The organism is Bacillus sp. FSL K6-1145 (genome assembly GCF_038003425.1).
Taxonomy (GTDB): domain Bacteria; phylum Bacillota; class Bacilli; order Bacillales; family Bacillaceae; genus Bacillus; species Bacillus pumilus.
In genome coordinates, this window is the sequence record NZ_JBBOPC010000001.1 from 3,630,354 (window position 1) to 3,653,169 (window position 22,816).

Consider the following 22,816-nt stretch of genomic DNA (forward strand, 5'->3'; position numbering starts at 1 on the left):
TTCTACTGAAATTAAGAAATTTTTAAACAAAAAGACACCAGTAAAATGTGCAATTTTACTGGTGTCTGATCAGTCTATGATTATGGACGGTACACGCTGCGGACAACGTTCGTTTGTGAACGATCTGGTCCGACTGAGAAAATGGAAAGTGGAATACCTGTTAATTGTGAAATACGCTCTAAATAATGACGGGCATTTTCAGGCAGTTCACTTAAATTCTTCACGCCTGTAATATCCTCTGTCCATCCTGGCATTTCTTCGTAGACAGGCTCACATTTCGCTAGTTCATTTAGACTTGCTGGGAATTCTTCTGTGATTTCTCCGTTCAATTTATAAGCGACACAGATTTTCAATGTTTCAATCCCTGTCAATACATCAATTGAGTTAAGAGATAGATCTGTAATCCCGCTCACACGGCGAGCATGTCGGACAACCACACTGTCAAACCAGCCAACACGGCGCGGGCGTCCAGTTGTTGTACCGTATTCACGGCCAACCTCACGGATTTGATCACCAATGTCATCATGGAGTTCTGTCGGGAATGGGCCATCTCCAACACGAGTTGTGTACGCTTTTGACACGCCGACCACATGTTGAATCTTCGTCGGTCCTACACCAGAACCAATCGTCACTCCCCCAGCCACTGGGTTAGATGACGTAACAAATGGATATGTCCCTTGATCGATATCAAGCATCACACCTTGTGCTCCTTCAAATAGCACGCGGCGGCCTTCATCTAGTGCGTCATTCAAGACAACAGATGTGTCCACGACATATTTTTTCACTTGCTGACCATATTCATAATACTCGTCTAAAATATCTTCAATCTTGAAGCCTTCTGCGTCGTACATTTTCTCTAAAAGACGATTTTTCTCTTCTAGATTACGTGCAAGCTTCTCTTCAAATACTTCACGATCTAATAGATCTGCGACACGGATACCGATACGAGCTGCTTTGTCCATATAAGCTGGTCCGATTCCTTTTTTCGTCGTACCGATCTTGTTAGCCCCTTTCCGCTCTTCTTCTACCTCGTCCAATTTTAAATGGTAAGGCAAAATAACATGGGCTCTATTGCTGATTCTGAGGTTATCTGTACTCACATTCCGTTCGTGAAGATACGCAAGCTCAGTGACCAACGCTTTAGGATCAACCACCATTCCATTACCGATGACACAAGTTTTTTCTTTATAAAAAATACCGGACGGAATGAGGTGTAGCTTGTAAGTCACTCCATCAAATTTGATCGTGTGACCTGCATTGTTTCCCCCTTGATAACGGGCAATCACCTCTGCATTTTCTGAAAGGAAATCGGTAATTTTCCCTTTCCCTTCGTCACCCCACTGCGTACCTACTACGACTACTGAAGACATATCGTGCACCTCCGTTAACCTTTCAAAACGTTATCTCTTTCAAACACATTTATTTTATCAATGCAAAACGAAAAAGTCAACGCGAAATCCGAACATTAATATCTCGAAATCAAATTTTGTTCGTTTTAAATATAGGAAAAAGCGCTTTAATCACTTCTTCAGCGCTTAAAAAGGGAGATTTTGAGTAAAAACAACAATTTTGATTATTCTTACTTTCTATTGATTTTCAATTAAATGAATCATCGAGCTTGCCATAAAATCAGGTGAGTACGGTCTCCCTGTCCTCAGCCACCATTCAGCTGTTCCAACATAAGCCGAAATGACGAATTGCTTCTGCATGTCGATAGGAACGAGAAGCGGATCAGGCTTTGAGCCTGCAACCCCCTTTACCCCCAAAGAAAAGCTTTCTTCAAAAAAAGCACGAACCGTTCCATGAATATTGAGCTCTCGTCCTCGCTTCAAGAGAATTTGATACTCCTCTTCGTGTTCCTGCAAATGCTGATAAAATCGAAAAATATACACATATGCCGCATGCTCTTTTTCCAAATTACCTTCTTGTACAGGCGCAAAAATGGCACATTTCATCACATCAAACATCTCATCCATCACCTGCTGGGCAAGATCAAATTTATCCTCATAATGCTGATAAAAGGTCGTGCGGTGGATGCCCGCCACTTTCGTCAAATCCTGTACAGAAATCTTCCCCCATTCTTTCTCACTTAATAACTGAAATAATGCTTTTCTTAATTGCTGCTTTGATTCCGTTGCGCGCTTATCCCCTCTGTAGCAGTCCGCCACAAGCCGCTCTCCCCTTCCTATTTTCTTCAACAGATTTCGCTTTTCTGTTGGTTGAATCCTCCAGGCTGATGAATTAACTTTAATCTAACACAATGAAAAAAAGGAATCATCTGACAACCTATAAGGAGTGATGATCATGGAAACAACAACCCCAAGTGCCGTGCAAAAAACGTTATTAAGAGGAAAGAACAAGCAGGACCCGTATCACCCATTTGATTGGTATGCCAGCATGCGCCAGACATCACCTGTTCATTTTGACGAAGCCAGCCGAACGTGGAGCGTATTCACCTATGAGGAAGCAAAGCGTGTGACAATCGATAAAGATACCTTTTCGAGTCAGCCTCCTAAAAACCAACGGAAGCATTCACTGATGAAAACAATGGTGATGATGGACCCTCCCAATCACACTCGTATCCGCTCCATTGTCAGCAAAGCCTTTACCCCTCGAGTCATGAAATTGTGGGAGCCTCGTATTCAAGAATTAATGGATGAACTCATGGCACAACTTGAAGGAAAAAAAGAGATTGACCTAGTGCAAGACATTTCTTATCCACTTCCTGTCATTGTCATTGCAGAGCTTTTAGGTGTGCCGCCAGAGCATAAACAATCCTTTAAAGAATGGTCAGATATTCTCGTCAGCATGCCTAAAAGTGAAAATGAGGAGGATGTAGCTGAATGGCAGAAAACACGTGACAAAGGAGAAGCTGACATGATGGCGTTTTTTGCAGACACCATTGAAAAGAAACGTCACAACCTCGGTGATGATTTGATTTCCCTCATCATTCAAGCGGAGGAGAATGGAGAAAAACTGTCAGCGGATGAACTAATACCATTCTGTAATCTTCTCCTTTTAGCCGGCAACGAAACAACCACCAACTTGATCTCCAATATGATTTTCAGCTTGTTAGAACAGCCGGGTGCGTATGAAGCGCTCGCCCAATCACCTGAACTCATCCCACGTGCGGTGGAAGAGGCCGTCCGTTTTCGTGCACCAGCTCCTACGATCGTCCGTTATGTCACAAAAGATACAGAGCTTGGAGGCAAAGTGTTGAAAAAGGGAGACAATGTGATTGTGTTTCTTGCTTCCGCCAACCGAGATGAGCGTCAATTTTCAAACGCACACGAATACGATATACACCGCCACCCTAATCCTCATATTGGTTTCGGGCACGGCATCCATTTCTGTCTTGGCGCACCACTCGCACGTCTTGAAGCATGTACAGCTATAAAGACTTTAATCGAACGATATGAGGCGTTAGAGCTCCTTTCTTACGTTCCGATGACAAGCAGCAGCATGTATGGACTGAAAGAGCTGAAACTGCGTGTCACACCTCGTTCATAACAGAAAAGACTCCCAGGCATGGGAGTCTTTTTTTAAACGGGGGTGATTCCATCTGTGTTCATGAGCACAATGCGATACCCATCTGGGTCTTCAATGGTTGCTCCTCCCCGTTCCCAATATGGATTTGTAGAGGTGACTTGCCGTCCGCCAAATGAGAGCAATCTCTCTTTCATTTGCCTGAATTCCTCAGCATCTGGAATATAGAACACGAGAAGCTGTTCTGGATGCGGGGCGGGCAGGCTTTCTTCTTCTTCATGCTTCGTGATTTCTAAATGAACATGCTGATGAGGAAGCCCCAGCATGACTCCATCATATCCTTCATGCTGATCAAACGAACCTATTCGTTTGAGTCCTAAGCCTTCTTCATAAAAGGAAACAACCTCTTCCATGTTGACAGTTGGGCGTGCGATGCGTAATTGAGCGGCTTCGAACTGTTGAAATTTCATCAGTCATCACTCCTTTTCTCTTTTTAGTATACGATTTCTCTGTCTTTCTCTCCTCCTCATTTCGATCGTTTTTCAATCATTCTTTCGATGTAGATTGATCAAAAAAAGCCCAGCTTCTTGAGCTGGGCTTTAAGCACCGGGCGGAACACCCGCATCGTCAAATCTTCTTTCCAGGTTGACGAATTTGTTATATTCTTTGACGAACGCCAGTGATACTGTACCAACTGGACCGTTACGTTGTTTAGCAATAATGATTTCAATAATGTTCTTATTCTCTGATTCTTTGTCGTAGTAATCATCACGATAAAGGAATGCCACGATATCGGCATCCTGCTCAATACTTCCTGATTCACGAATATCAGACATCATCGGACGTTTGTCCTGACGCTGCTCTACTCCACGTGAAAGCTGAGACAAGGCAATAACTGGAACTTCAAGCTCCCTTGCCAGTGATTTTAATGCCCTAGAGATTTCAGAAACCTCTTGCTGACGGTTATCGCTTGATCGTCCGCTCCCTTGAATGAGCTGTAAGTAGTCAATCAGGATCATGCCAAGACCGTTTTCTTGCTTCAAGCGGCGGCATTTCGAGCGAATTTCACTTACTCTGATTCCAGGCGTATCATCTATGAAAATCCCACTATTTGATAGCGAGCCCATCGCCATTGTCAGCTTGCCCCAGTCCTCTTCTGTCAGGTTACCGGTTCTTAGGTTCTGTGCATTGATATTCCCCTCTGCACAAAGCATACGCATGACGAGCTGCTCAGCCCCCATCTCTAAACTAAAGATGGCGACACTTTCGTCCGTTTTGGTCGCAACATTTTGTGCGATGTTCAATGCGAAGGCTGTTTTCCCTACTGATGGACGAGCCGCTACAATAATTAAGTCATTTCGCTGGAATCCAGCTGTCATCCGGTCAAGCTCGGAGAAACCTGTTGGAATCCCTGTGATATCGCCTTTTCGGTTATGAAGCTGTTCAATATTATCATATGTCTGAACAAGCACGTCCTTAATGTTTTGGAAGGCTCCTGAGTTTTTACGCTGCGCCACTTCCATAATGGTCTTTTCAGCATCACTCAACAGATCCTCTACTTCATCCTCACGCGTGTACCCATCCTGTGCAATGGTTGTCGCCGTGCGGATCAGACGTCTTAAAATTGATTTCTCTTCTACAATTTTTGCATAGTATTCAATGTTTGCGGCAGTTGGGACAGAATTCGCAATATCGGTTAAATACGAAATCCCGCCTACCTCTTCTAGTAAATCTGTATTGGCCAGTTCAGAAGTCACCGTAACAAGATCGACCGGTTCCCCTCTATCACCAAGTACAAGCATCGCATTGTAAATCTTTTGATGCGACATTCTATAGAAATCCTCTGGAATTAATACCTCAGAAGCGAGCGTGAGCGCAGATGGTTCTAAAAAAACAGCACCTAATACGGCCTGCTCGGCTTCTATATTTTGCGGCGGCAGCCGGTCATCGAGAAGTTCCGTCATGCCAAGCACCGTCCTTTCATAAAAAAATACGCTACTCATCATTTTAACATTTTCATCAATAAAAAAGTGAAAAACATCGACTATAGTCAAAATTACCATGAGGATGTTTCGCTGAACAGCCAACCAACGCATCTCAATAGAAAAGACCCTGTAACATCAATTGTTATAGAGTCCTTCATTGCCGCTAATGGGATTTGTATCTGTTACCGTTCACATGTTGTTAATCGATCGTTTTCTTCACTCCATAATTTTCTTTTTGCCCAATGTCATGTAAAGACCCGTTTTGATAACCAATTGATAACACCAAATCGGGAATAGAATCAAACCCGTTTTTCGCTAGATCAAACAGCTGTGCTCCGTAATGTGAAGCGGCAATTCGTGCATGTTCTGCTGTGTATGGGTTTTTCAGGAGATCTTCTTTGTATATATCAAAAATATTCGTCCCTTTATCCGTTACAAATTGACCATTTACAATGCTTAAATCCTTTAAATTGTAGCCTGTGACCGTTTTGATTTGATTCACAAGATGGAACTTTGCAAGAGAATCAGGCGTGAATTGAGTAGAATCATCATTTCTACTTTTCATAATATGGAAAAACAATTCTCTTGTATTGTTGCTTGTATTTAATAGGTCTTCTATTTGTTTGGTCAGCGATTCATCTGTTGATCCACTCACCACTAATTTGAAATGATTTGGGTCAATGGTAAAAGTTAAATTTGTGTTTTTAGGAATGGTTATACCGTTTTTAGAGAATAAATCTTGCAATTGTTCGTTGACCTTTTGTCGATTGAATATTTTCTTTTCTACGCTTTCTTGGGTGGGATCGTACCGTTTTTCGTTACGGAAGATGGCGTCATTAAAGTCATATTGCCCACCCTTATTATTCCTTGCCCAACTCATTTCCATAGTGTACGCAGCTTCTCTTTCAGACTTGGTTAGATCACTTCTGAAATAAGAGGAGTATGGATTTCTATACTTATTATATATGTGGTCTTGAGGATCATTGAATCTTTTATTTTGTTCATTAATTTTTTGATATTTCTCATCAAGTATCTTCATTCGTTTATCTGCTTCGGTCATCGTCTCGTTTGTGCTTTTAATAGTCGATTGGTTTTTAGAATCTGTTTCTTTATGAGTGTTTGAAGTAGCTGCCCTGTATGACGTATTAATATTCATTTTGATTCTCCTTTTTGAAAAATTAGTGATTATTAAATATATCGGCAATTCAGTTAAAATTTGTTAGTTTTGATCCGATATAGTAATTATTACAAGGAGGGTTAAAATATGACAAATACTATCTTCAAACGTTTTTTATTACCTGCATTATTATTAGTGCTTGTTACTAGTTTTTTTGCACCTAATTCAGCAGAAGCAGCGATTACAGGAAATAACAGTCCTAACACAGCAAGCTCAATGGGATATTGGAAATATAGTCGTCCAGATACGACAATCTTACCTGAAGGTGAAAATGAAGCTTATTATCAGTTCACGATCAATAAGGGTGAAAGGGTTTATGTGCGAAGCTCATATGATAAGAATTATACAGGTATGAAAATAGAAGTGTATAATTCAAAACAATCTATGACAGGGTCCGAGGTTATAAATCCTGATTCAATTACACCATTTATTTTTGCTAATACTGGTGACGTTACTTCAATTTCAGAAACCTATTTTGTGAAAGTGACCCGTGGTACATATACAGGGAATATGTATTTTACTGTCTCCATTCAAGATCGAATTAAATCTGGAAATGGGACATTCAACTTTACGGGGGCCGCTACCAACTTGGGGAATACTTCTTTGAATTTTTTAGGAGTTGATTCTTCAGTCATTACAATGGATTTAACTAATCATACGGCTATTCCCCGAAGTGCAATCGTTAAATCAATTTCAACAACGAGTACACAATCGCCTAACCAAGGAAATGTTACTCACAAGCTGATGGCTGATGAAAACAAGATTTGGAACGAATCCATTTTTTCATCTGCAACAAGTGGTTCTTACCGTATTTCTCTTGAAGATCAATTAAAAGTCGCGCAAAAATGGAGCTTTAAGTACAACGCAAAGGCTACAGCGAGATCTACTATGAGCAATGTCAAAGCCGATATCCGTTACGAATATGATGTCACAGATGGATTCTAATTGAATGGTGTTTACAGAATTAAAAAGTAAGGGTACATCCCTTACTTTTTTTAATTGTTATCATTCGCCACTCTTAAAAAAGCTGTGCATACTATTGAATCAGTTTTGAGATATGAGATCACCTACTTTTCGCAAAATCCTCCTCAATGTCCCTAAAAATACAAATGAGTCTATAGACTTATTTTTCCTCAAAATCATTTCGAGAAGAAAAGCCCATATTTATTCCTGTATCAAACAGAAGAAAATGGTAAAAATTCCGAGGCAGTCAAGGTCTTTTGACATTTCTCCTATTTTTAAATGACAAGGTCCGATATTCCCTATTTCAAATCATTTGTTAGTGAGTTAGTCCTTTATTTTCTGAATATTAAAATAAAAAAATCAAATACACAACTTGATGAACATTTGACTTCATAATTGATAACCATTATCATTTGTTTTGCTTGCGGATAGTTGAGAATCATTTTCATTTGGAGAAGCCATTCTTCAAGTACTACACTCATCCAATAGCTACAAGCCTGCTTTTATCATCGTATGAGAGTCGAATTTGAGGAAGGAGATTTGTCACATATGTCCAAACGCCCTGAAGGAATGGGTACTGAGGATTCATTTTTCGGAGAAAGCCGTCCTTTTTTTATACCCGGGACGGAGCAACTAGATATCACAGCACACCCATACAGAATTTTTATATTTAAACCGAATACTACTCCTCCAGCGGCTGGTTTTCCAGTCATGTACGTGCTTGATGGGAATTCACTTTTTGGCACAATGGTCGAAGCCATTCGTTTACAGTCAAGAAGACCTGAAAAAACAGGTGTTGTACCTGCCATCATTGTTGGAATTGGCTATCAGACAGAAGCGCCCTATCATCCGCTCAGGCATTATGATCTCACTCTTACCAGCCCTGACGCTTCCATCGGGGGCAAAAGAAAAGACTTCTCCATCCATACATATGGTGGGGCCTCTGCTTTCTTTTCTTTTTTAGAAAAGACTGTGAAGCCTTATATCGAGCAACGTTTTCCGATCAACCTAAGTCGTCAAACACTGTTTGGGCATTCTCTTGGCGGTCTTTTTGTATTACACACACTATTTGAGCACCCTGATGCTTATCAGACATATATTGCAGGCAGTCCTTCTATCCACTGGAACAAAAAATTATTTCTAGAAAAAGAATACCAATTCACCAACCGCATACGTCAGGTGCCTATGAATGTCAGGCTGCTTGTAGGTGTAGGTGAGTTAGAAAAACATCATCCATGTCAAATGAATGCTCATGCAAAGTCACTAGCAAATCGTATGCAGCCTTTATCCACATATGGCTTACATACGGCCTATCACGAGTTCCCTGAAGAAGGACATACGTCCGTTTTACCGGTGCTGATGAATTACGCTTTTCGTTTTGCGCTCTATCATGATGATCTTTTAACAACCACAGACATGAAAGAAAGGTAGTGAACGTATGAAACATAGCGGTCTATCTCAAAAGATTGCCCTTGTCACAGGCGCAGGACAAGGTATCGGACAAGCAGTCGCAAAAAGACTAGCCGACGAAGGTGCGATCATTGCAGCAGTTGACGCAAATGAGGATCAGCTTCAGAGCACCGTCCATCAAATGAATGATGAAGGCTTACGTGCCTTTGCCTATCCAGGTGACATTACCGATCAAGCATCTGTTCAGCACATGATCAATCAAATTGAAAAACAGCTTGGACCCATTTATTTACTAGTCAATGTAGCAGGCATTCTTCGAATCAGTTCTATTGACCAGCTTAGTGCAGATGACTGGCAACAAACCTTCGCAGTCAACACACATGGTGTCTTTTATGTATCACAAGCTGTCTCCAAATACATGATGAAAAGATCAGCAGGGGTCATTGTGACCGTCAGCTCTAACGCAGGTGCCATTCCTAGAATGAATATGGCTGCCTATGCCGCTTCAAAGGCAGCAGCTACTTCCTTTACAAAAACGCTTGGATTAGAGCTGGCAGACTATGGAATCAGATGCAATGTTGTCTCTCCTGGCTCTACCGCAACACCTATGCAATGGGCTTTATGGTCTGATGAACAAGGCGCAGACCATGTGATCAAAGGGTCATTAGAGACGTATAAAACCGGTATTCCTTTACAAAAAATCGCTGATCCTCAAAACATCGCTGATGCAGTCATCTTCTTTGCATCTGAACAATCCAGTCATATTACGATGCAGAATCTCACGATTGATGGTGGCGCAACACTCGGAATCTAGCATTTCATCAAAAAGGAGGCCTTTTCATGAAACATTCATTATTGCCGTCAGAAGAAAAAGTACAGTTGATTCAAGACTATCAGCCAGGCGCTTTTTTCCTTGCTTCCCCTAAACGTACAATACTTGCAGAAGGAATTTTCCAGCATATTGAAACCAATCAGCTCAATGAACTCTCCACAAGGGTAGCGCACGTATTTGACACTGCCAAACAAGCTGGTATTCAATCACCAATTATTGCTGGTGCTGTTCCGTTTGATCCGGCGCAACCCGTTCGTTTAAATGTGCCAATCCATGTACAGTTTAGTGATCCACTCGAATTTCATCAAGGTGATGAGGAATCGGAAGTGACATCGCCATCCTATGAGGTGACACCTGTCCCTTCTCCTGAAGTCTACATGAATGGTGTGAACGAAGGGTTAGCTAAAATTGAAAAAGGAGAGCTTAGCAAAATCGTCATTTCTCGATCTCTCCATCTCAAATCAAATCAAGACATTCATACGAAAGCAATACTCGAACGGCTGGCTCGTCACAATACGACTGGCTATACGTTTGCTGCAAATGTAGCTGATCCGAAATCTCCCCAAAAGCGCACACTTCTTGGGGCAAGTCCTGAGCTGCTTCTTTCAAAAACGGGTTCATCTGTGATTTCCAATCCACTCGCTGGTTCTCGGCCGCGTAGTTCAGATCCAGTAGAAGATCAGCGCCGTCACGATGAACTCCTTACTTCAGCGAAGGATTTACACGAGCATGCAGTGGTTGTCGACGCTGTCACTAAAGCGCTTGCTCCTTACTGTCGTAAGTTAGATGTGCCTGTATCACCATCCGTCATACAAACAGAAACGATGTGGCATTTATCTACTGTCGTAAAAGGTGAATTAGCAGATTCCAGTGTATCCTCAATTGATTTAGCGCTGAGCCTTCATCCAACACCCGCAGTATGCGGAACACCTACAGCAGATGCACGTGAAGCAATCCAAGCAATTGAACCCTTCGATCGAGGATTTTTCACAGGAATGATCGGCTGGGCAGATGCAAATGGTGATGGTGATTGGATTGTCACTATTCGTTGTGCAGAAGCTGAGGGTCAATCCCTTCGCCTCTTTGCTGGTGCAGGAGTGGTCAAAGGATCTAAGGCAGAAGAAGAGCTAGCCGAAACATCTGCAAAATTTAACACGATGCTTCGTGCGATGGGCATCCATCAGCTATAAAAATACATAGGAGATGACAAAAACATGTTTGTTCAACCACCTACATGGCCAGAAGAATTTGCAAAACGCTACCGTGAAAACGGCTGTTGGCGTGGAGAAACCTTTGGCGGTATGCTTCGTGAACGCGCCGTATCGTTAAGGAATAAAACTGCGATTACATACGCTGATACGCACATGAGCTACCAAGAACTTGATGAGCGCGTCAGCAGTCTTGCCGCCGGTTTCCACCAGCTTGGAATTCAAAAGGGCAGTCGAGTTGTCGTGCAGCTTCCTAACATTCCTGCTTTTTTTGAAGTCATTTTCGCTTTATTTCGAATCGGTGCTTTACCCGTCTTCTCACTGCCATCTCATAGAAGCAGCGAAATCACTTATTTTATTGAGTTTGCCGAAGCAGATGCATATGTCATACCAGATATCCATGATGGCTTTGATTATCGATCACTCGCACGTCAAGTGAAAGAAAAGCTTTCCTCATTACCTCATGTCATTGTTGCAGGGAAGGCTGAGGAATTCCTTGACTTGGATGATCTGCGCAAGGACCCAGCACTTGATCCTCAAATTCATGTAGAGGCAAGTGATATTGCATTTCTTCAGTTATCAGGAGGCAGCACAGGCCTTTCTAAGCTCATACCTCGTACACATGATGACTATATGTATAGTCTTTGGAAAAGCAATGAGGTGTGCGAGCTCACAAAAGATAGTGTGTATTTAGCTACACTTCCAGTTGCGCACAACTATCCATTAAGCTCGCCTGGAGTCCTTGGGACGTTATACGCAGGTGGAAGAGTCGTTCTTGCACCTGGATCAAGTCCTGATGTCGTCTTTCCACTCATTGAAAAAGAACGGGCAACAATTACCGCAGTCGTTCCGCCTATTGCATTGATCTGGCTAGAAGCCGCTCCACATCGATCAGATGACTTATCGAGTCTTGAGGTTTTACAAGTCGGTGGTGCTAAATTAAGCGCCGAGGCAGCAAAACGAGTAATGCCTGCCCTTGGGTGTAAGTTACAGCAAGTTTTTGGCATGGCCGAAGGTCTGGTCAACTATACCAGATTGAATGATCCTGAACATGTCATTATTCACACACAAGGACGCCCGATGTCTGAATATGATGAGGTACTAGTGGTAGATGATGAGGACAAGCCCGTCCCGAATGAAGTGGCTGGACACCTTTTAACAAGAGGACCTTATACGATTCGCGGCTACTATAAAGCCGATGAACAAAACAAGAAAGCATTTACAGCCGATGGCTTTTACAGAACAGGTGACATCGTGCGATTAACAAAAGAAGGAAATGTGGTAGTAGAAGGCAGAGACAAGGATCAAATCAATCGTGGCGGCGAAAAGGTTGCCGCTGAAGAAGTTGAAAATCATTTACTTGCGCATCCTGACATTCATGATGCCGCCATGGTGTCCATGCCAGATCCGTTTCTTGGCGAACGCTCATGTGCCTTTGTTATTGCGAAAGGAAACAACAAGCCAGCACCACACGCCTTAAAGTCATTTCTAAGAGAACGCGGGCTTGCTGCCTATAAAATTCCCGACCGCATTGAATGGATCGATGCGTTCCCGCAAACAGGTGTAGGCAAAGTCAGTAAAAAAGCATTAAGAGAATTAGCTTCAATCCATACTGCCAACGTATAAAAAAAGAGGAGTGAAAACCATGGCAATCCCTACTATTCCTGCGTATCCAATGCCAAGCATACAAGATTTACCCGAAAATAAAGTGAACTGGATCCCTGATCCGAAACGTGCTGTCCTGCTAATACATGACATGCAGCAATATTTTTTAAATGCATTTCAACAAGATACATCACCGATCACAGAGTTAGTGCAGCATATTGAACAATTACGTGATACATGCAAAGAACTTGGCATTCCTGTCGTCTATACAGCTCAACCTGGTGACCAAGACCCGAAGGATCGGGCCTTATTAACAGATTTTTGGGGGCCTGGACTTGGTGATGATGAAGCATTGACAAAAATCATTGATCAGCTTGCTCCATCTGAAGCAGATACAATGCTGACAAAATGGCGTTATAGCGCATTCAAAAAATCCAATTTTTTAGATATTCTTCACGAAGGCGGGCGTGATCAACTGATCATTACTGGCGTATATGCACATATTGGCTGTATGCTGACAGCCGCAGAAGCATTCATGCTCGATATTGAAACCTTTTTTGTCGCCGATGCCGTCGCTGACTTTTCACTTAAGCATCACAAAATGGCAATGACCTATGCAGCTGAACGCTGTGCAGTAACCACAACGACAAGCCAAATCATTCGTCGTTTAACAGGACAGGAAGCAGACGGTGATGATCTATCCTTTGATGCTATCGTTCACCAAGTAGCTGAGTATCTCCAAATCGAGCCGAATGAAATACCGTTTGACGAGAATCTCGTCTATCTTGGACTTGATTCTATTCGAATGATGAGTCTAGCGGAAAAATGGAGACAGCAAGGAGCGACAGTCAATTTCGTTGAGCTTGCAGCTAATCCAACGCTCACGTCTTGGCGGACTCTTCTTTTCCCAGAAAAACAGCCATCTATCCCAAATATCGATTACTTGTAAAGGAGGTATAGACCCTTGTCGATCCAGTCAGTCGATTCATTCCCACTAACCGGTGCCCAATCAGGCATTTGGTATGCGCAGCAGCTTGATCCATCTAATCCTATTTTCAATACAGCTGAGTATATAGATATTAAAGGTCCTATTGATCCCGTACACTTTGAAGCAGCCATTAGAAAGACTGTCTTAGAAGCAGATTCCTTGTATATGCGCTTCGTTGAGGATACTGACGGTCCAAAGCAATGGTTGATATCTAAGAAAGAGATTCCATTTCAATCTATCAATTTACAAAATGAAAAACAGCCGCTTGATGCGGCTATAGCATGGATGAAGACAGACCTTGCAACACCAGTCTCTTTAGAGAAAGATGTATTATTCCGTGAAGTACTTTTTCAACTTGCTGACGACCGTTTTATCTGGTATCAGCGCATTCATCACATTGCCATTGATGGATTCGCCTTTTCGCTCATTGCACGTCGTGTTGCTGAGGTCTATTCAGCCCTATCGAAAGGGACACCTGTGCCTCCTCAAACATTTGGAGCCTTACTTGACGTAGTCCAAGAGGAGATCACCTATCAACAGTCCAATCGGTATGATGATGATCGAGCATTTTGGAAAAATCGCTTTGCTGATCAACCTGAAATTGTCAGCCTTGCTGAGCTTGCCCCAAGAACGTCGGATCATTTTATCCGTAAAACGGCTAGCTGCGATGCCGAAAAGGTAAGCAAAATGAAAAAAAATGCTCAATTTTTCGGCGGTACGTGGCATGAAATGATTCTTGCGGCATCCGCTATATATATGCATCGTATGACTGGTGCACATGATATTGTTTTAGGATTACCTGTTATGATGCGCCTTGGATCGTGCGCCTTGCAAACGCCCGGAATGGTCATGAACCTGGTACCGCTTCGTTTAACATGCAAACCAGAAATGACGCTCTCAGCACTTGTTCGCCAAGTATCTGATGAACTGAAAGCCATTCGTCCTCATCAAAGATATCGTCATGAAGACATGCGGAGAGACTTTAAACTCATCGGAAGAAATCAACGATTATTCGGCCCGCAGATCAATATCATGCCATTTGATTATGATCTCAAGTTCGATCAGAGCATTGGTCAAGCACATAATCTTTCAGCAGGACCCGTAGATGATATATCGATCAACATATACGACCGCGCAGATGGGAACGGATTTCAAATCGACTTTGATGCAAACCCTGCCGTTTACAAAGAGCAAACAGTTGACGCTCATCAGCAGCGTTTTCTTCAATTGCTGGAGGAAATAACCGGACTAGAGCAAGATCAGACGATCAGTCAATTCAACCTTCTTTTGTCTGAAGAAAAAGAGAACATTCTCAAGCACTGGAATGATACAAAACGAGAATTACCAAAAGAATCTTTACGGGAACTATTTGAAAAACAAGTCAGCAAAACACCACAATCAAAAGCATTACAGTTTGAAGAAATCACTTTGACCTACGAAGAGTTGAATCAGCGGGCAAATCAATTGGCTCATTATTTGAAAAAGCGCGGCATTGGACCAGAACAATTTGTCGCAATTGCTCTGCCTCGTTCCATCGATATGGTCGTAAGTCTATTAGCCGTTATCAAGACAGGAGCCGCATATCTGCCAATAGACCCTGATTACCCTAACGATCGTGTCGCCTATATGCTAGAAGATGCCAAACCGGCGTGCTTGCTCACAGTCAAAGAGACAGGAGACGGTTTGGAGCATCCGCACATCGTTCAACTGGATGATTCAATTGTTCATCAGGAGATAGCAGGCAGCCCGCATCTCAATCCGACTTGGAGCGAAGGCTCCCCGCATCACCCGGCTTACATCCTCTACACGTCAGGATCGACAGGCAAACCAAAGGGTGTTGTTGTAACAAAACGAAATGTGATCAACTTTATATTGTCCATGCAAGATTCATTTTTATTAGATCAAGGGGACCAGCTTTTAGCGGTAACGACCATTGCCTTTGATATTTCCGGGCTAGAAATGTTCCTCCCGCTTTTACATGGTGCCGCTATATTATTAGCAAAAAAAGAAACGATACAAGAACCAGCAAAGCTTTCAGACATGATTCGTTCTCATCATGTCACAATCATGCAGGCAACACCAACGTTGTGGCATGCGTTAGCAGATGATTACCCTGACGTGATAACAGGTATGCGTGTTCTTGTTGGAGGAGAAGCACTCCCTGCCTCCCTTTTGCACACATTACAATCTCTTCAATGCGACATTACCAATTTGTACGGACCTACAGAAACGACGATCTGGTCTACCATGGAAAATGTCACAGCACATCGAGAGAATAGTGGACCGGCGATTGGCAAACCCATTTGGAATACGAACATTTACATTTTAGATGAAGGACTAAACCCAGTCCCAGCAGGATCAATCGGTGAACTTTATATTGCAGGTGAAGGAGTATCCAGAGGATATCTTGGACGATATGACTTAACGGCTGAACGATTTGTCGCTGATCCATTCGGCACAAAAGGCACGAGAATGTATCGCACTGGTGATTTAGCCAGATGGCGTGAGAATGGCTCGATTGATTATATTAGCCGTGCTGATCATCAAATTAAAATTCGCGGCTTCCGTATTGAACTAGGTGAAATTGAAACAGTTATTATGCAGCACCCAGCCATAAAGCATACATCCGTTATCGTTCGGGAGGATCAACCTGGACAACAGCTGCTTTGTGCGTATGTTGTGCTGACAGACGACTCTTCTCTTCACCCTTCAGAGCTTAGGCAGTTTGTGGCTGCGTTACTTCCAGACTACATGGTGCCTTCTGCTGTTGTCTTTTTGCCGGAACTTCCACTTACACCAAACGGCAAAATCGACCGCAAAGCATTGCCAGTGCCAAATATGTCTTTAGTTAGTTCTGAGCGTACACCTAGAACACCCCAAGAAGACATGTTATGTAGTTTATTTGCAGAAACCCTTGGTCTATCTCAAATTGGCATAGATGATAGTTTCTTTGATTTAGGCGGACATTCTTTACTTGCCGCTCGTCTGCTTAGACGTATACGCGATACATTCGGTGCAGACCTAAGCATGAGCACCATTTTTGAATCACCTCGAGTCGCTGAACTTGCACAGCACTTAGACAAAGCAAAGGACATTCGGCCGCCGCTTCAGGTAGAAAAAAAGCCAGATGAAATTCCATTATCCTTTGCCCAAAAACGGCTCTGGTTCCTTCATTGCCTTGAAGGTCCAAGTCCAACTTATAATATTCCACTTGTCATTCAGCTGACAGGTACATTAGATCAAAAAGCTCTCATTGGTGCTTTAGCAGATATCACTGAAAAACATGAAACCCTTAGAACCATCTTTCCAAATAAGAACGGCATGCCAAGACAGGTTATTTTACACCCGAAAAGTGTTCAGCCTGAACTCCACGTCACAGCTTCAAGTGATCAACAAATTGATAATCAGTTAAACGAAGCCATTCGCTATAGCTTTAAGATTGAAGAAGAACCTGCACTTCGAGCTGAATTATTCATACTTGATGCAAATCGATCCGTGCTGCTTCTATTGCTGCATCATATCGCTGGTGACGGCTGGTCACTTGCACCATTGACACGAGACTTAGCTGCTGCTTACGAAGCCCGTATACAAGGAAAATCAATCTCCTTGCCAGCCGAACCTGTTCAATATGCTGACTATGCTATTTGGCAGCAGAAGCTGTTGGGCAGTGAGGAAGAGACGGATAGTCTATTTGCCAAGCAGCTTACCTATTGGACAGGTGCCTTACATGACCTGCCTGAAGAACTGGAGCTTCCCTATGACTACCCGCGTCCACAGGAAGGAAGCTTCAACGGTGCTACGATCGACTTTACGATTGAGCCCGCTTTACACCAGCTGCTCCTTGAACTTGCAAAGCAGCATCAGGTGAGCTTGTTCATGGTGCTTCAAGCATCACTTGCAGCATTACTGACACGTCTTGGAGCGGGAACAGATATCCCTATCGGCAGTCCAATTGCTGGGCGGAATGACGATGCACTTGACGACATTGTGGGATTGTTTGTGAATACACTAGTATTACGTACAAATACAGCTGGTAATCCAACCTTTAGTGAGCTATTGAAGCGAGTGCGAGACGTTGACTTAGCAGCCTATGAGCATCAGGATCTGCCATTTGAACGGCTAGTGGAAATTCTAAATCCAAACCGCTCCAGATCACGCAATCCATTGTTCCAGGTCATGCTTGCCTTCCAAAATACACCGAAGGCGGAAATGAAGCTGACACAACTTGACTCAGACCTCTACGTGAAACCAGTAGGATCAGCTAAATTTGACCTGACCATCGAATTAACAGAACAAAGAACTAAAACTGGGTCAGCAGCAGGATTAACAGGATTGTTTGAATTCAGCACAGATGTATTTAAACAAAGTACCATTCAAGCAATCGCTGCCAGAATGAAGCGCTTTTTAACAGAGATAGCTGAGCGCCCACTCTGCCGATTGGTCAAGTGAACATTTTATCAGATAAAGAGCGGCAAACATTTCTACCTGACAAAAAGACATTCGCTCAGTTAGACCAAGCACTTCGTCTCCCGACCTTATTTGAAAAAACGGTGCAGCAATATCCTGATCGAGTGGCAGTAACGGATGGCAAGTGGCAGCTTACCTATGAAGAGTTAAACAACAAAGCCAATCGTCTTGCTCATTTATTAATAGAAAGAGGCGTTGGACCAGAACAGTTCGTTGCACTTGCCCTGCCTAGATCAATCGATATGCTCGTCAGCCTATTAGCCGTTCATAAAGCAGGCGCAGCCTATGTTCCGCTTGATCCTGATTATCCAGCAGACAGGCTGGCATACATGATACAAGATGCCAAACCAGTTTGCAGCATCACAACAAAAGCAGCTGCATTGCATCTCCCTGCTGATTGCGATTTGATTTTGTTAGACGAAAAAGAAACAAATGATCAATTACAGATTACGCCAAATCACAATCCGGCTGATATAGACAGAATTGAGCCGCTATCTCCTCTGCATCCGGCCTATATTATTTATACATCCGGATCTACAGGGAAACCAAAAGGAGTGGTCATCCCACACCAAAATGTCATCCGTCTTCTGACATCTACTGAACATTGGTTCCATTTTGACGAAGAGGATGTTTGGACAATGTTCCATTCGTATGCCTTTGACTTTTCAGTTTGGGAAATATGGGGGCCCCTTTTATATGGCGGTCGGCTTGTCATTGTTCCTCATACCATCTCTCGTTCTCCAGAAGAGATGCTGCATCTTCTAGTCGATGAAGGTGTGACTGTGCTTAATCAAACACCTTCTGCCTTCTATCAGCTCATGCAGATAGACAAGGAACAACAAACACTTGGTCAAGCATTATCACTCCGCTATGTCATCTTTGGCGGTGAAGCATTAGAGCTTAGCAGATTAGAAGATTGGTACAGCCGTCACTCAGACTGCAAGCCAAAGCTAATTAACATGTACGGCATTACAGAAACCACCGTACACGTTACGTACAATGTACTCAATCGAGACATGATCGCAAAGAAATCCAGCAGCTTAATAGGCGAACCGATTCCTGATTTACACGTGTACGTACTAGATGAATACCTACAGCCTGTTCCACCTGGGACGACAGGTGAAATGTATGTAGCTGGAGCTGGTTTGGCAAGAGGTTATCTAGGCAGGCCTGACCTGACATCAGATCGATTCCCTGCCGATCCTTATGGAGCACCTGGCACAAGGATGTATCGAACTGGCGACCTCGCTCGCTGGACAGTAGAAGGGGCACTTGATTACATTGGCAGAGCAGATCATCAAATTAAAATACGCGGGTTTAGAATTGAACTTGGAGAAATCGAAGCCGTTCTATCACGCCACGACGCAGTTGCACAAGTTGCCGTGATTATGCGAGAGGATCAGCCTGGTGACAAACGCTTAGTCGCATACATCGTCACAACTGAAGAAGACCGTTTCGATACAGAGACCCTTCGCCATTTTGCGTCAGCCAGTCTTCCTGATTACATGGTGCCTGCGGCTTATGTACAGATTGATACGATGCCACTTACAGCAAACGGAAAGCTTGATCAAAAATCACTACCGGCACCTCAATTGCATATACAGCAAACGGATGGCCGCGGCCCAAGAAACCCGAAAGAGGAAGTTCTATGCCACCTCTTTGAAGAGGTGCTTGATTTGCCAAAAATCAGCATTGACGATCGCTTTTTTGACATTGGCGGGCATTCCTTACTTGCGGTTCGTTTAATCAGCCGCATTCGTGATGCACTTGGTGTCAAACTAAGCATCGGAACGTTGTTTGAAGCACCAAATGTTGCAAGTTTGGCAGAGAAACTAGAAACAGGAAGCGATGAAAACGCACTAGAAATCCTGCTGCCGCTACGAACAAATGGAGAAAGATATCCTCTCTTCTGTGTTCACCCAGCTGGTGGTCTTAGCTGGTGCTATGCAGGTCTCTTGAATACATTAGAGAAAGACATTCCTATTTATGGATTACAGGCAAGAGGAATCGCAAGAAAAGATGACTACCCGCACACACTAGATGATATGGCTGCGGATTACATCAAGCACATCCAAACGATTCAGCCAAAAGGTCCTTATCATCTTCTTGGCTGGTCACTAGGCGGAAACGTTGTACAGGCAATGGCTACACAACTCCAGCAGCAAGGTGAAGAAATCGCTCTCGTTGCGATGCTAGATGCCTATCCAAACCATTTCTTACCGATTAAAGAAGCACCCGATGAAGAAGAAGCACTAATCGCTCTTCTTGCACTCGGGGGTTATGATCCAGATACCTTAACAGGTGAACCGCTCACGATGAAAAGTGCTGTCGACATCTTGAAGAAAGACGGCAGTGCACTAGCAAGCTTAAATGAAGATGCCATTAGAAATCTAAAGGAAACCTATGTCAATTCAGTTCGATTGCTCGGAGAATATCAGCCAAAAACTTATCATGGGGACATATTATTCTTTAGATCTACCATTATCCCAGATTGGTTTACACCAATTGATCCCGAAGCATGGGCACCTTATATCAACGGAACCATTGAACAGCACGACATTCATTGCCGGCACAAAGACATGTGCCAGCCTAAACCCCTAGCAGAAATTGGTGTCATCTTAGACGACTCTCTGCATCGGGTCAAACAAAAGCACTAAGAATAAAGGAGAGATGACAAATGACAAATCCCTTTGATCGTGAAGACGGTGTATTTCTTGTGCTTGTCAATGAACAAGGACAGCATTCACTTTGGCCATCATTTGCACCAGTGCCAGATGGGTGGGAAAAGGTCTTTGGTGAAGACACTAGAAATGCCTGCATCGATTATATCCAGACACACTGGCAGGACTTACGGCCATTAAGCTTAACAAAAGAACCTGCGCTAGCACATGGAAAAACAGACTAAATCATCGCGCCCTGATCTGACTCAGGGTGCTTTTTTGACAGAATAAACATCACCATCTTTCCAGCTCTTTCTGCTACAATTTAATTGAGAATGTTTATCAACAAATAAGAGATCAGGTGGTTTTATGGGAAACAATCAATTACGTACAATGGCAAATGCCGAACAATTCATCTATCGATTGACATTTGCTGAAAAAATAAAGAATGCAGAGCTTCCGCATAAGGAGCAGCAGTTATCAGATACATTTTGCCTCCTCGTTAGCATAAGCAGCAGCGGCTTACTCACGCTGAACGATCAAAAATGGCGATTGAAAAATCTAACGCTCTATACAATTCTGTCTAATGAGACATTTATGTTAAAAACAAAGCCTTATCAAAAACACGAGCTCTATCTGCTTCGCTTTCAAATGTACACGCCGCAAGGTCAACACATAGAAGAAGTATCAACTGAACATGCCCGGTCTTTACTGAATGTATGGCAATTTATCGATATTAGCTCAATTGAACAAATTCATTCTTTACTGTCCGAAATGACAGAGGAATGGAAAAGACATGAATCCGTTAGCTTTTTTAGAAGCCAATCCCTTTTTCAACAGCTCATCCTGCAGCTTTTCACACTGCATAATGAAGATATTTGTGACACGACACATGCCCTTTTCAAAACAAAACAATATATTGATCAACATTCCGAAGAACCCCTCAGCCTTACAAGTCTATCTCAAATGGCTGGCATCAGCGCCAATCATTACAGTGAGCTATTTAAAAAGCATTTTAATGTGAGTGTCACTGATTATATCACCAAGAAAAGGATGGCTAGAGCCAAACAGCTAATGGCAAAAGGCAACGCAAAGCTCAAAGACATTGCACTGGAAATCGGCTATCAAGATCCCTATTACTTTAGCCGCATCTTTAAGAAAAAAACGGGCATGACCCCTTCTACTTATATGAAAAGCCGTCAGCGGAAAATTGCAGCCTATGGCCATTCCATACTCGGTCAGCTCACACCCATTCATATCATCCCGTATGCTGCCCCTCTTCACCCTAAATGGACAGCACATGATTTTGAGCATCATGCAGAAGAAATCCCGATTCACCTGAGTGCACATCGGATCAATGAGCACGCTGAAGCCAATTTACAGCAATTAAAGGAAACAAAACCTGAGCTGATCATTGCCAATGATCATGTGACAGAGGAAGAAAAACAAGTGTTGAAAACCATCTGTCCTGTTCACTTTGTTCCATTCACCCATTTGGATTGGCGCACTCAATTCAGACAAACAGCTATGTTCCTAAACGAAGCGAAGGAAGCAGAAGAATGGTTGATTCATTATGAGGAGCTCGTCATTCAGGCGAAAAAGACATGCCTTTTTGATCATCCACCAAAAACCGTCCTGCCTCTTCGTATCTTTCAAGATCAACTCTACTTGTCTGTAAATCGCACCATGTCAGAAGTGATTTTTCATGATATTGGTCTTCTGCCAGCTTTTCAGAATGATGGACAGCTAATAGAAAAGAAAATCACCATTCGCTCCATACAACAGCTAGATCCAGACGCCATCTTCCTCTACTTGCATAAGGAGCCAAAAACCCTTGCTTTTTATCAAAAGTTAAAGCAACAGGAAGATTGGCAAAATCTCAAAGCTGTGACGCAACAAGCAGTCTATCCACTAGCATCTGACCCTTGGCGTGAATACACAGCAGCCAGTCATAAACGAGTCATTCAGGACCTTTTATCTTTTTTTCCGTAAAAAGTCCATCATTTGACAGAGAATTGTCTATGGATAAAAGGAC

At 42.9% G+C, this 22,816-nt stretch carries 14 protein-coding genes and 1 pseudogene; 10 read left to right on the forward strand and 5 right to left on the reverse strand.

The genetic code is table 11. From position 1 onward, the window contains the following. Window positions 1–80 precede the first annotated feature (80 nt). Both MHH41_RS18465 and MHH41_RS18470 read right to left on the reverse strand, forming a co-directional pair. Window positions 81–1,370 carry an adenylosuccinate synthase gene (locus MHH41_RS18465; RefSeq protein WP_339206447.1) on the reverse strand — a complete coding sequence of 430 codons (1,290 nt, stop codon included), beginning with the start codon at window positions 1,368–1,370 and terminating at the stop codon, window positions 81–83. Between the two features lie 216 nt (window positions 1,371–1,586). Further along, complete coding sequence (locus MHH41_RS18470) at window positions 1,587–2,198, reverse strand: TetR/AcrR family transcriptional regulator (RefSeq protein ID WP_240792611.1); 612 nt, start codon at window positions 2,196–2,198, stop codon at window positions 1,587–1,589. Between the two features lie 106 nt (window positions 2,199–2,304). On the opposite strand from MHH41_RS18470, the gene MHH41_RS18475 reads away from it, so the two are divergent. After that, a complete protein-coding gene (locus MHH41_RS18475; RefSeq protein ID WP_340866649.1) occupies window positions 2,305–3,510 on the forward strand; it encodes a cytochrome P450 in 1,206 nt (401 codons plus the stop codon). A gap of 32 nt (window positions 3,511–3,542) precedes the next feature. On the opposite strand, the gene MHH41_RS18480 is transcribed toward MHH41_RS18475, so the two are convergent. The 3 genes from MHH41_RS18480 to MHH41_RS18490 form a co-directional block, all read right to left on the reverse strand. Beyond that, window positions 3,543–3,956 carry a VOC family protein gene (locus MHH41_RS18480; protein ID WP_058013214.1) on the reverse strand — a complete coding sequence of 138 codons (414 nt, stop codon included), beginning with the start codon at window positions 3,954–3,956 and terminating at the stop codon, window positions 3,543–3,545. Window positions 3,957–4,085: 129 nt separating this feature from the next. Next, window positions 4,086–5,450: a replicative DNA helicase gene (dnaB, locus tag MHH41_RS18485; protein ID WP_003214779.1), complete on the reverse strand. Its 1,365-nt coding sequence runs from the start codon at window positions 5,448–5,450 to the stop codon at window positions 4,086–4,088. Between the two features lie 220 nt (window positions 5,451–5,670). Beyond that, window positions 5,671–6,627: a DUF4885 family protein gene (locus MHH41_RS18490; protein ID WP_058013213.1), complete on the reverse strand. Its 957-nt coding sequence runs from the start codon at window positions 6,625–6,627 to the stop codon at window positions 5,671–5,673. 108 nt (window positions 6,628–6,735) lie between these two features. Here MHH41_RS18490 and MHH41_RS18495 point away from each other — a divergent pair, with 108 nt between their 5' ends. The 9 genes and pseudogenes from MHH41_RS18495 to MHH41_RS18535 all read left to right on the forward strand — a co-directional run bounded on the left by MHH41_RS18495 (window position 6,736) and on the right by MHH41_RS18535 (window position 22,773). Then, window positions 6,736–7,593 (forward strand): hypothetical protein, encoded by an 858-nt coding sequence (locus MHH41_RS18495; RefSeq protein ID WP_340866650.1) that lies wholly within the window; start codon window positions 6,736–6,738, stop codon window positions 7,591–7,593. A 567-nt stretch (window positions 7,594–8,160) separates the two neighbouring features. Next, window positions 8,161–9,042, forward strand: coding sequence for an alpha/beta hydrolase (locus MHH41_RS18500; RefSeq protein WP_340866651.1), 882 nt, complete (start codon window positions 8,161–8,163; stop codon window positions 9,040–9,042). Window positions 9,043–9,049: 7 nt separating this feature from the next. Continuing rightward, entirely contained in the window at window positions 9,050–9,835 is a 786-nt protein-coding gene (locus MHH41_RS18505) for a 2,3-dihydro-2,3-dihydroxybenzoate dehydrogenase (RefSeq protein ID WP_212046517.1), read from the forward strand. Between the two features lie 26 nt (window positions 9,836–9,861). Next, complete coding sequence (gene dhbC / locus MHH41_RS18510) at window positions 9,862–11,043, forward strand: isochorismate synthase DhbC (RefSeq protein WP_003214915.1); 1,182 nt, start codon at window positions 9,862–9,864, stop codon at window positions 11,041–11,043. A 24-nt stretch (window positions 11,044–11,067) separates the two neighbouring features. Continuing rightward, a complete protein-coding gene (locus tag MHH41_RS18515) occupies window positions 11,068–12,687 on the forward strand; it encodes a (2,3-dihydroxybenzoyl)adenylate synthase (RefSeq protein WP_340866653.1) in 1,620 nt (539 codons plus the stop codon). Window positions 12,688–12,706: 19 nt separating this feature from the next. After that, window positions 12,707–13,615 carry an isochorismatase family protein gene (locus tag MHH41_RS18520; RefSeq protein WP_212046514.1) on the forward strand — a complete coding sequence of 303 codons (909 nt, stop codon included), beginning with the start codon at window positions 12,707–12,709 and terminating at the stop codon, window positions 13,613–13,615. A gap of 21 nt (window positions 13,616–13,636) precedes the next feature. After that, window positions 13,637–20,778, forward strand: a pseudogene (locus MHH41_RS18525) (amino acid adenylation domain-containing protein). Between the two features lie 20 nt (window positions 20,779–20,798). Then, entirely contained in the window at window positions 20,799–21,026 is a 228-nt protein-coding gene (locus tag MHH41_RS18530) for an MbtH family protein (RefSeq protein ID WP_003215360.1), read from the forward strand. A 124-nt stretch (window positions 21,027–21,150) separates the two neighbouring features. Next, entirely contained in the window at window positions 21,151–22,773 is a 1,623-nt protein-coding gene (locus tag MHH41_RS18535; RefSeq protein WP_212046512.1) for an AraC family transcriptional regulator, read from the forward strand. Window positions 22,774–22,816 lie beyond the last annotated feature (43 nt).

What these genes read in the sequence shown, in the direction of transcription:
- MHH41_RS18475 (WP_340866649.1), top strand. Translation starts at nt 2,305, where the DNA reads ATGGAAACAACAACCCCAAGTGCCGTGCAAAAAACGTTATTAAGAGGA.
- dnaB (WP_003214779.1), bottom strand. Translation starts at nt 5,450, where the DNA reads ATGACGGAACTTCTCGATGACCGGCTGCCGCCGCAAAATATAGAAGCC.
- MHH41_RS18530 (WP_003215360.1), top strand. Translation starts at nt 20,799, where the DNA reads ATGACAAATCCCTTTGATCGTGAAGACGGTGTATTTCTTGTGCTTGTC.
- MHH41_RS18520 (WP_212046514.1), top strand. Translation starts at nt 12,707, where the DNA reads ATGGCAATCCCTACTATTCCTGCGTATCCAATGCCAAGCATACAAGAT.
- MHH41_RS18495 (WP_340866650.1), top strand. Translation starts at nt 6,736, where the DNA reads ATGACAAATACTATCTTCAAACGTTTTTTATTACCTGCATTATTATTA.
- MHH41_RS18490 (WP_058013213.1), bottom strand. Translation starts at nt 6,627, where the DNA reads ATGAATATTAATACGTCATACAGGGCAGCTACTTCAAACACTCATAAA.
- MHH41_RS18515 (WP_340866653.1), top strand. Translation starts at nt 11,068, where the DNA reads ATGTTTGTTCAACCACCTACATGGCCAGAAGAATTTGCAAAACGCTAC.
- dhbC (WP_003214915.1), top strand. Translation starts at nt 9,862, where the DNA reads ATGAAACATTCATTATTGCCGTCAGAAGAAAAAGTACAGTTGATTCAA.
- MHH41_RS18480 (WP_058013214.1), bottom strand. Translation starts at nt 3,956, where the DNA reads ATGAAATTTCAACAGTTCGAAGCCGCTCAATTACGCATCGCACGCCCA.
- MHH41_RS18535 (WP_212046512.1), top strand. Translation starts at nt 21,151, where the DNA reads ATGGGAAACAATCAATTACGTACAATGGCAAATGCCGAACAATTCATC.
- MHH41_RS18500 (WP_340866651.1), top strand. Translation starts at nt 8,161, where the DNA reads ATGTCCAAACGCCCTGAAGGAATGGGTACTGAGGATTCATTTTTCGGA.
- MHH41_RS18465 (WP_339206447.1), bottom strand. Translation starts at nt 1,370, where the DNA reads ATGTCTTCAGTAGTCGTAGTAGGTACGCAGTGGGGTGACGAAGGGAAA.
- MHH41_RS18505 (WP_212046517.1), top strand. Translation starts at nt 9,050, where the DNA reads ATGAAACATAGCGGTCTATCTCAAAAGATTGCCCTTGTCACAGGCGCA.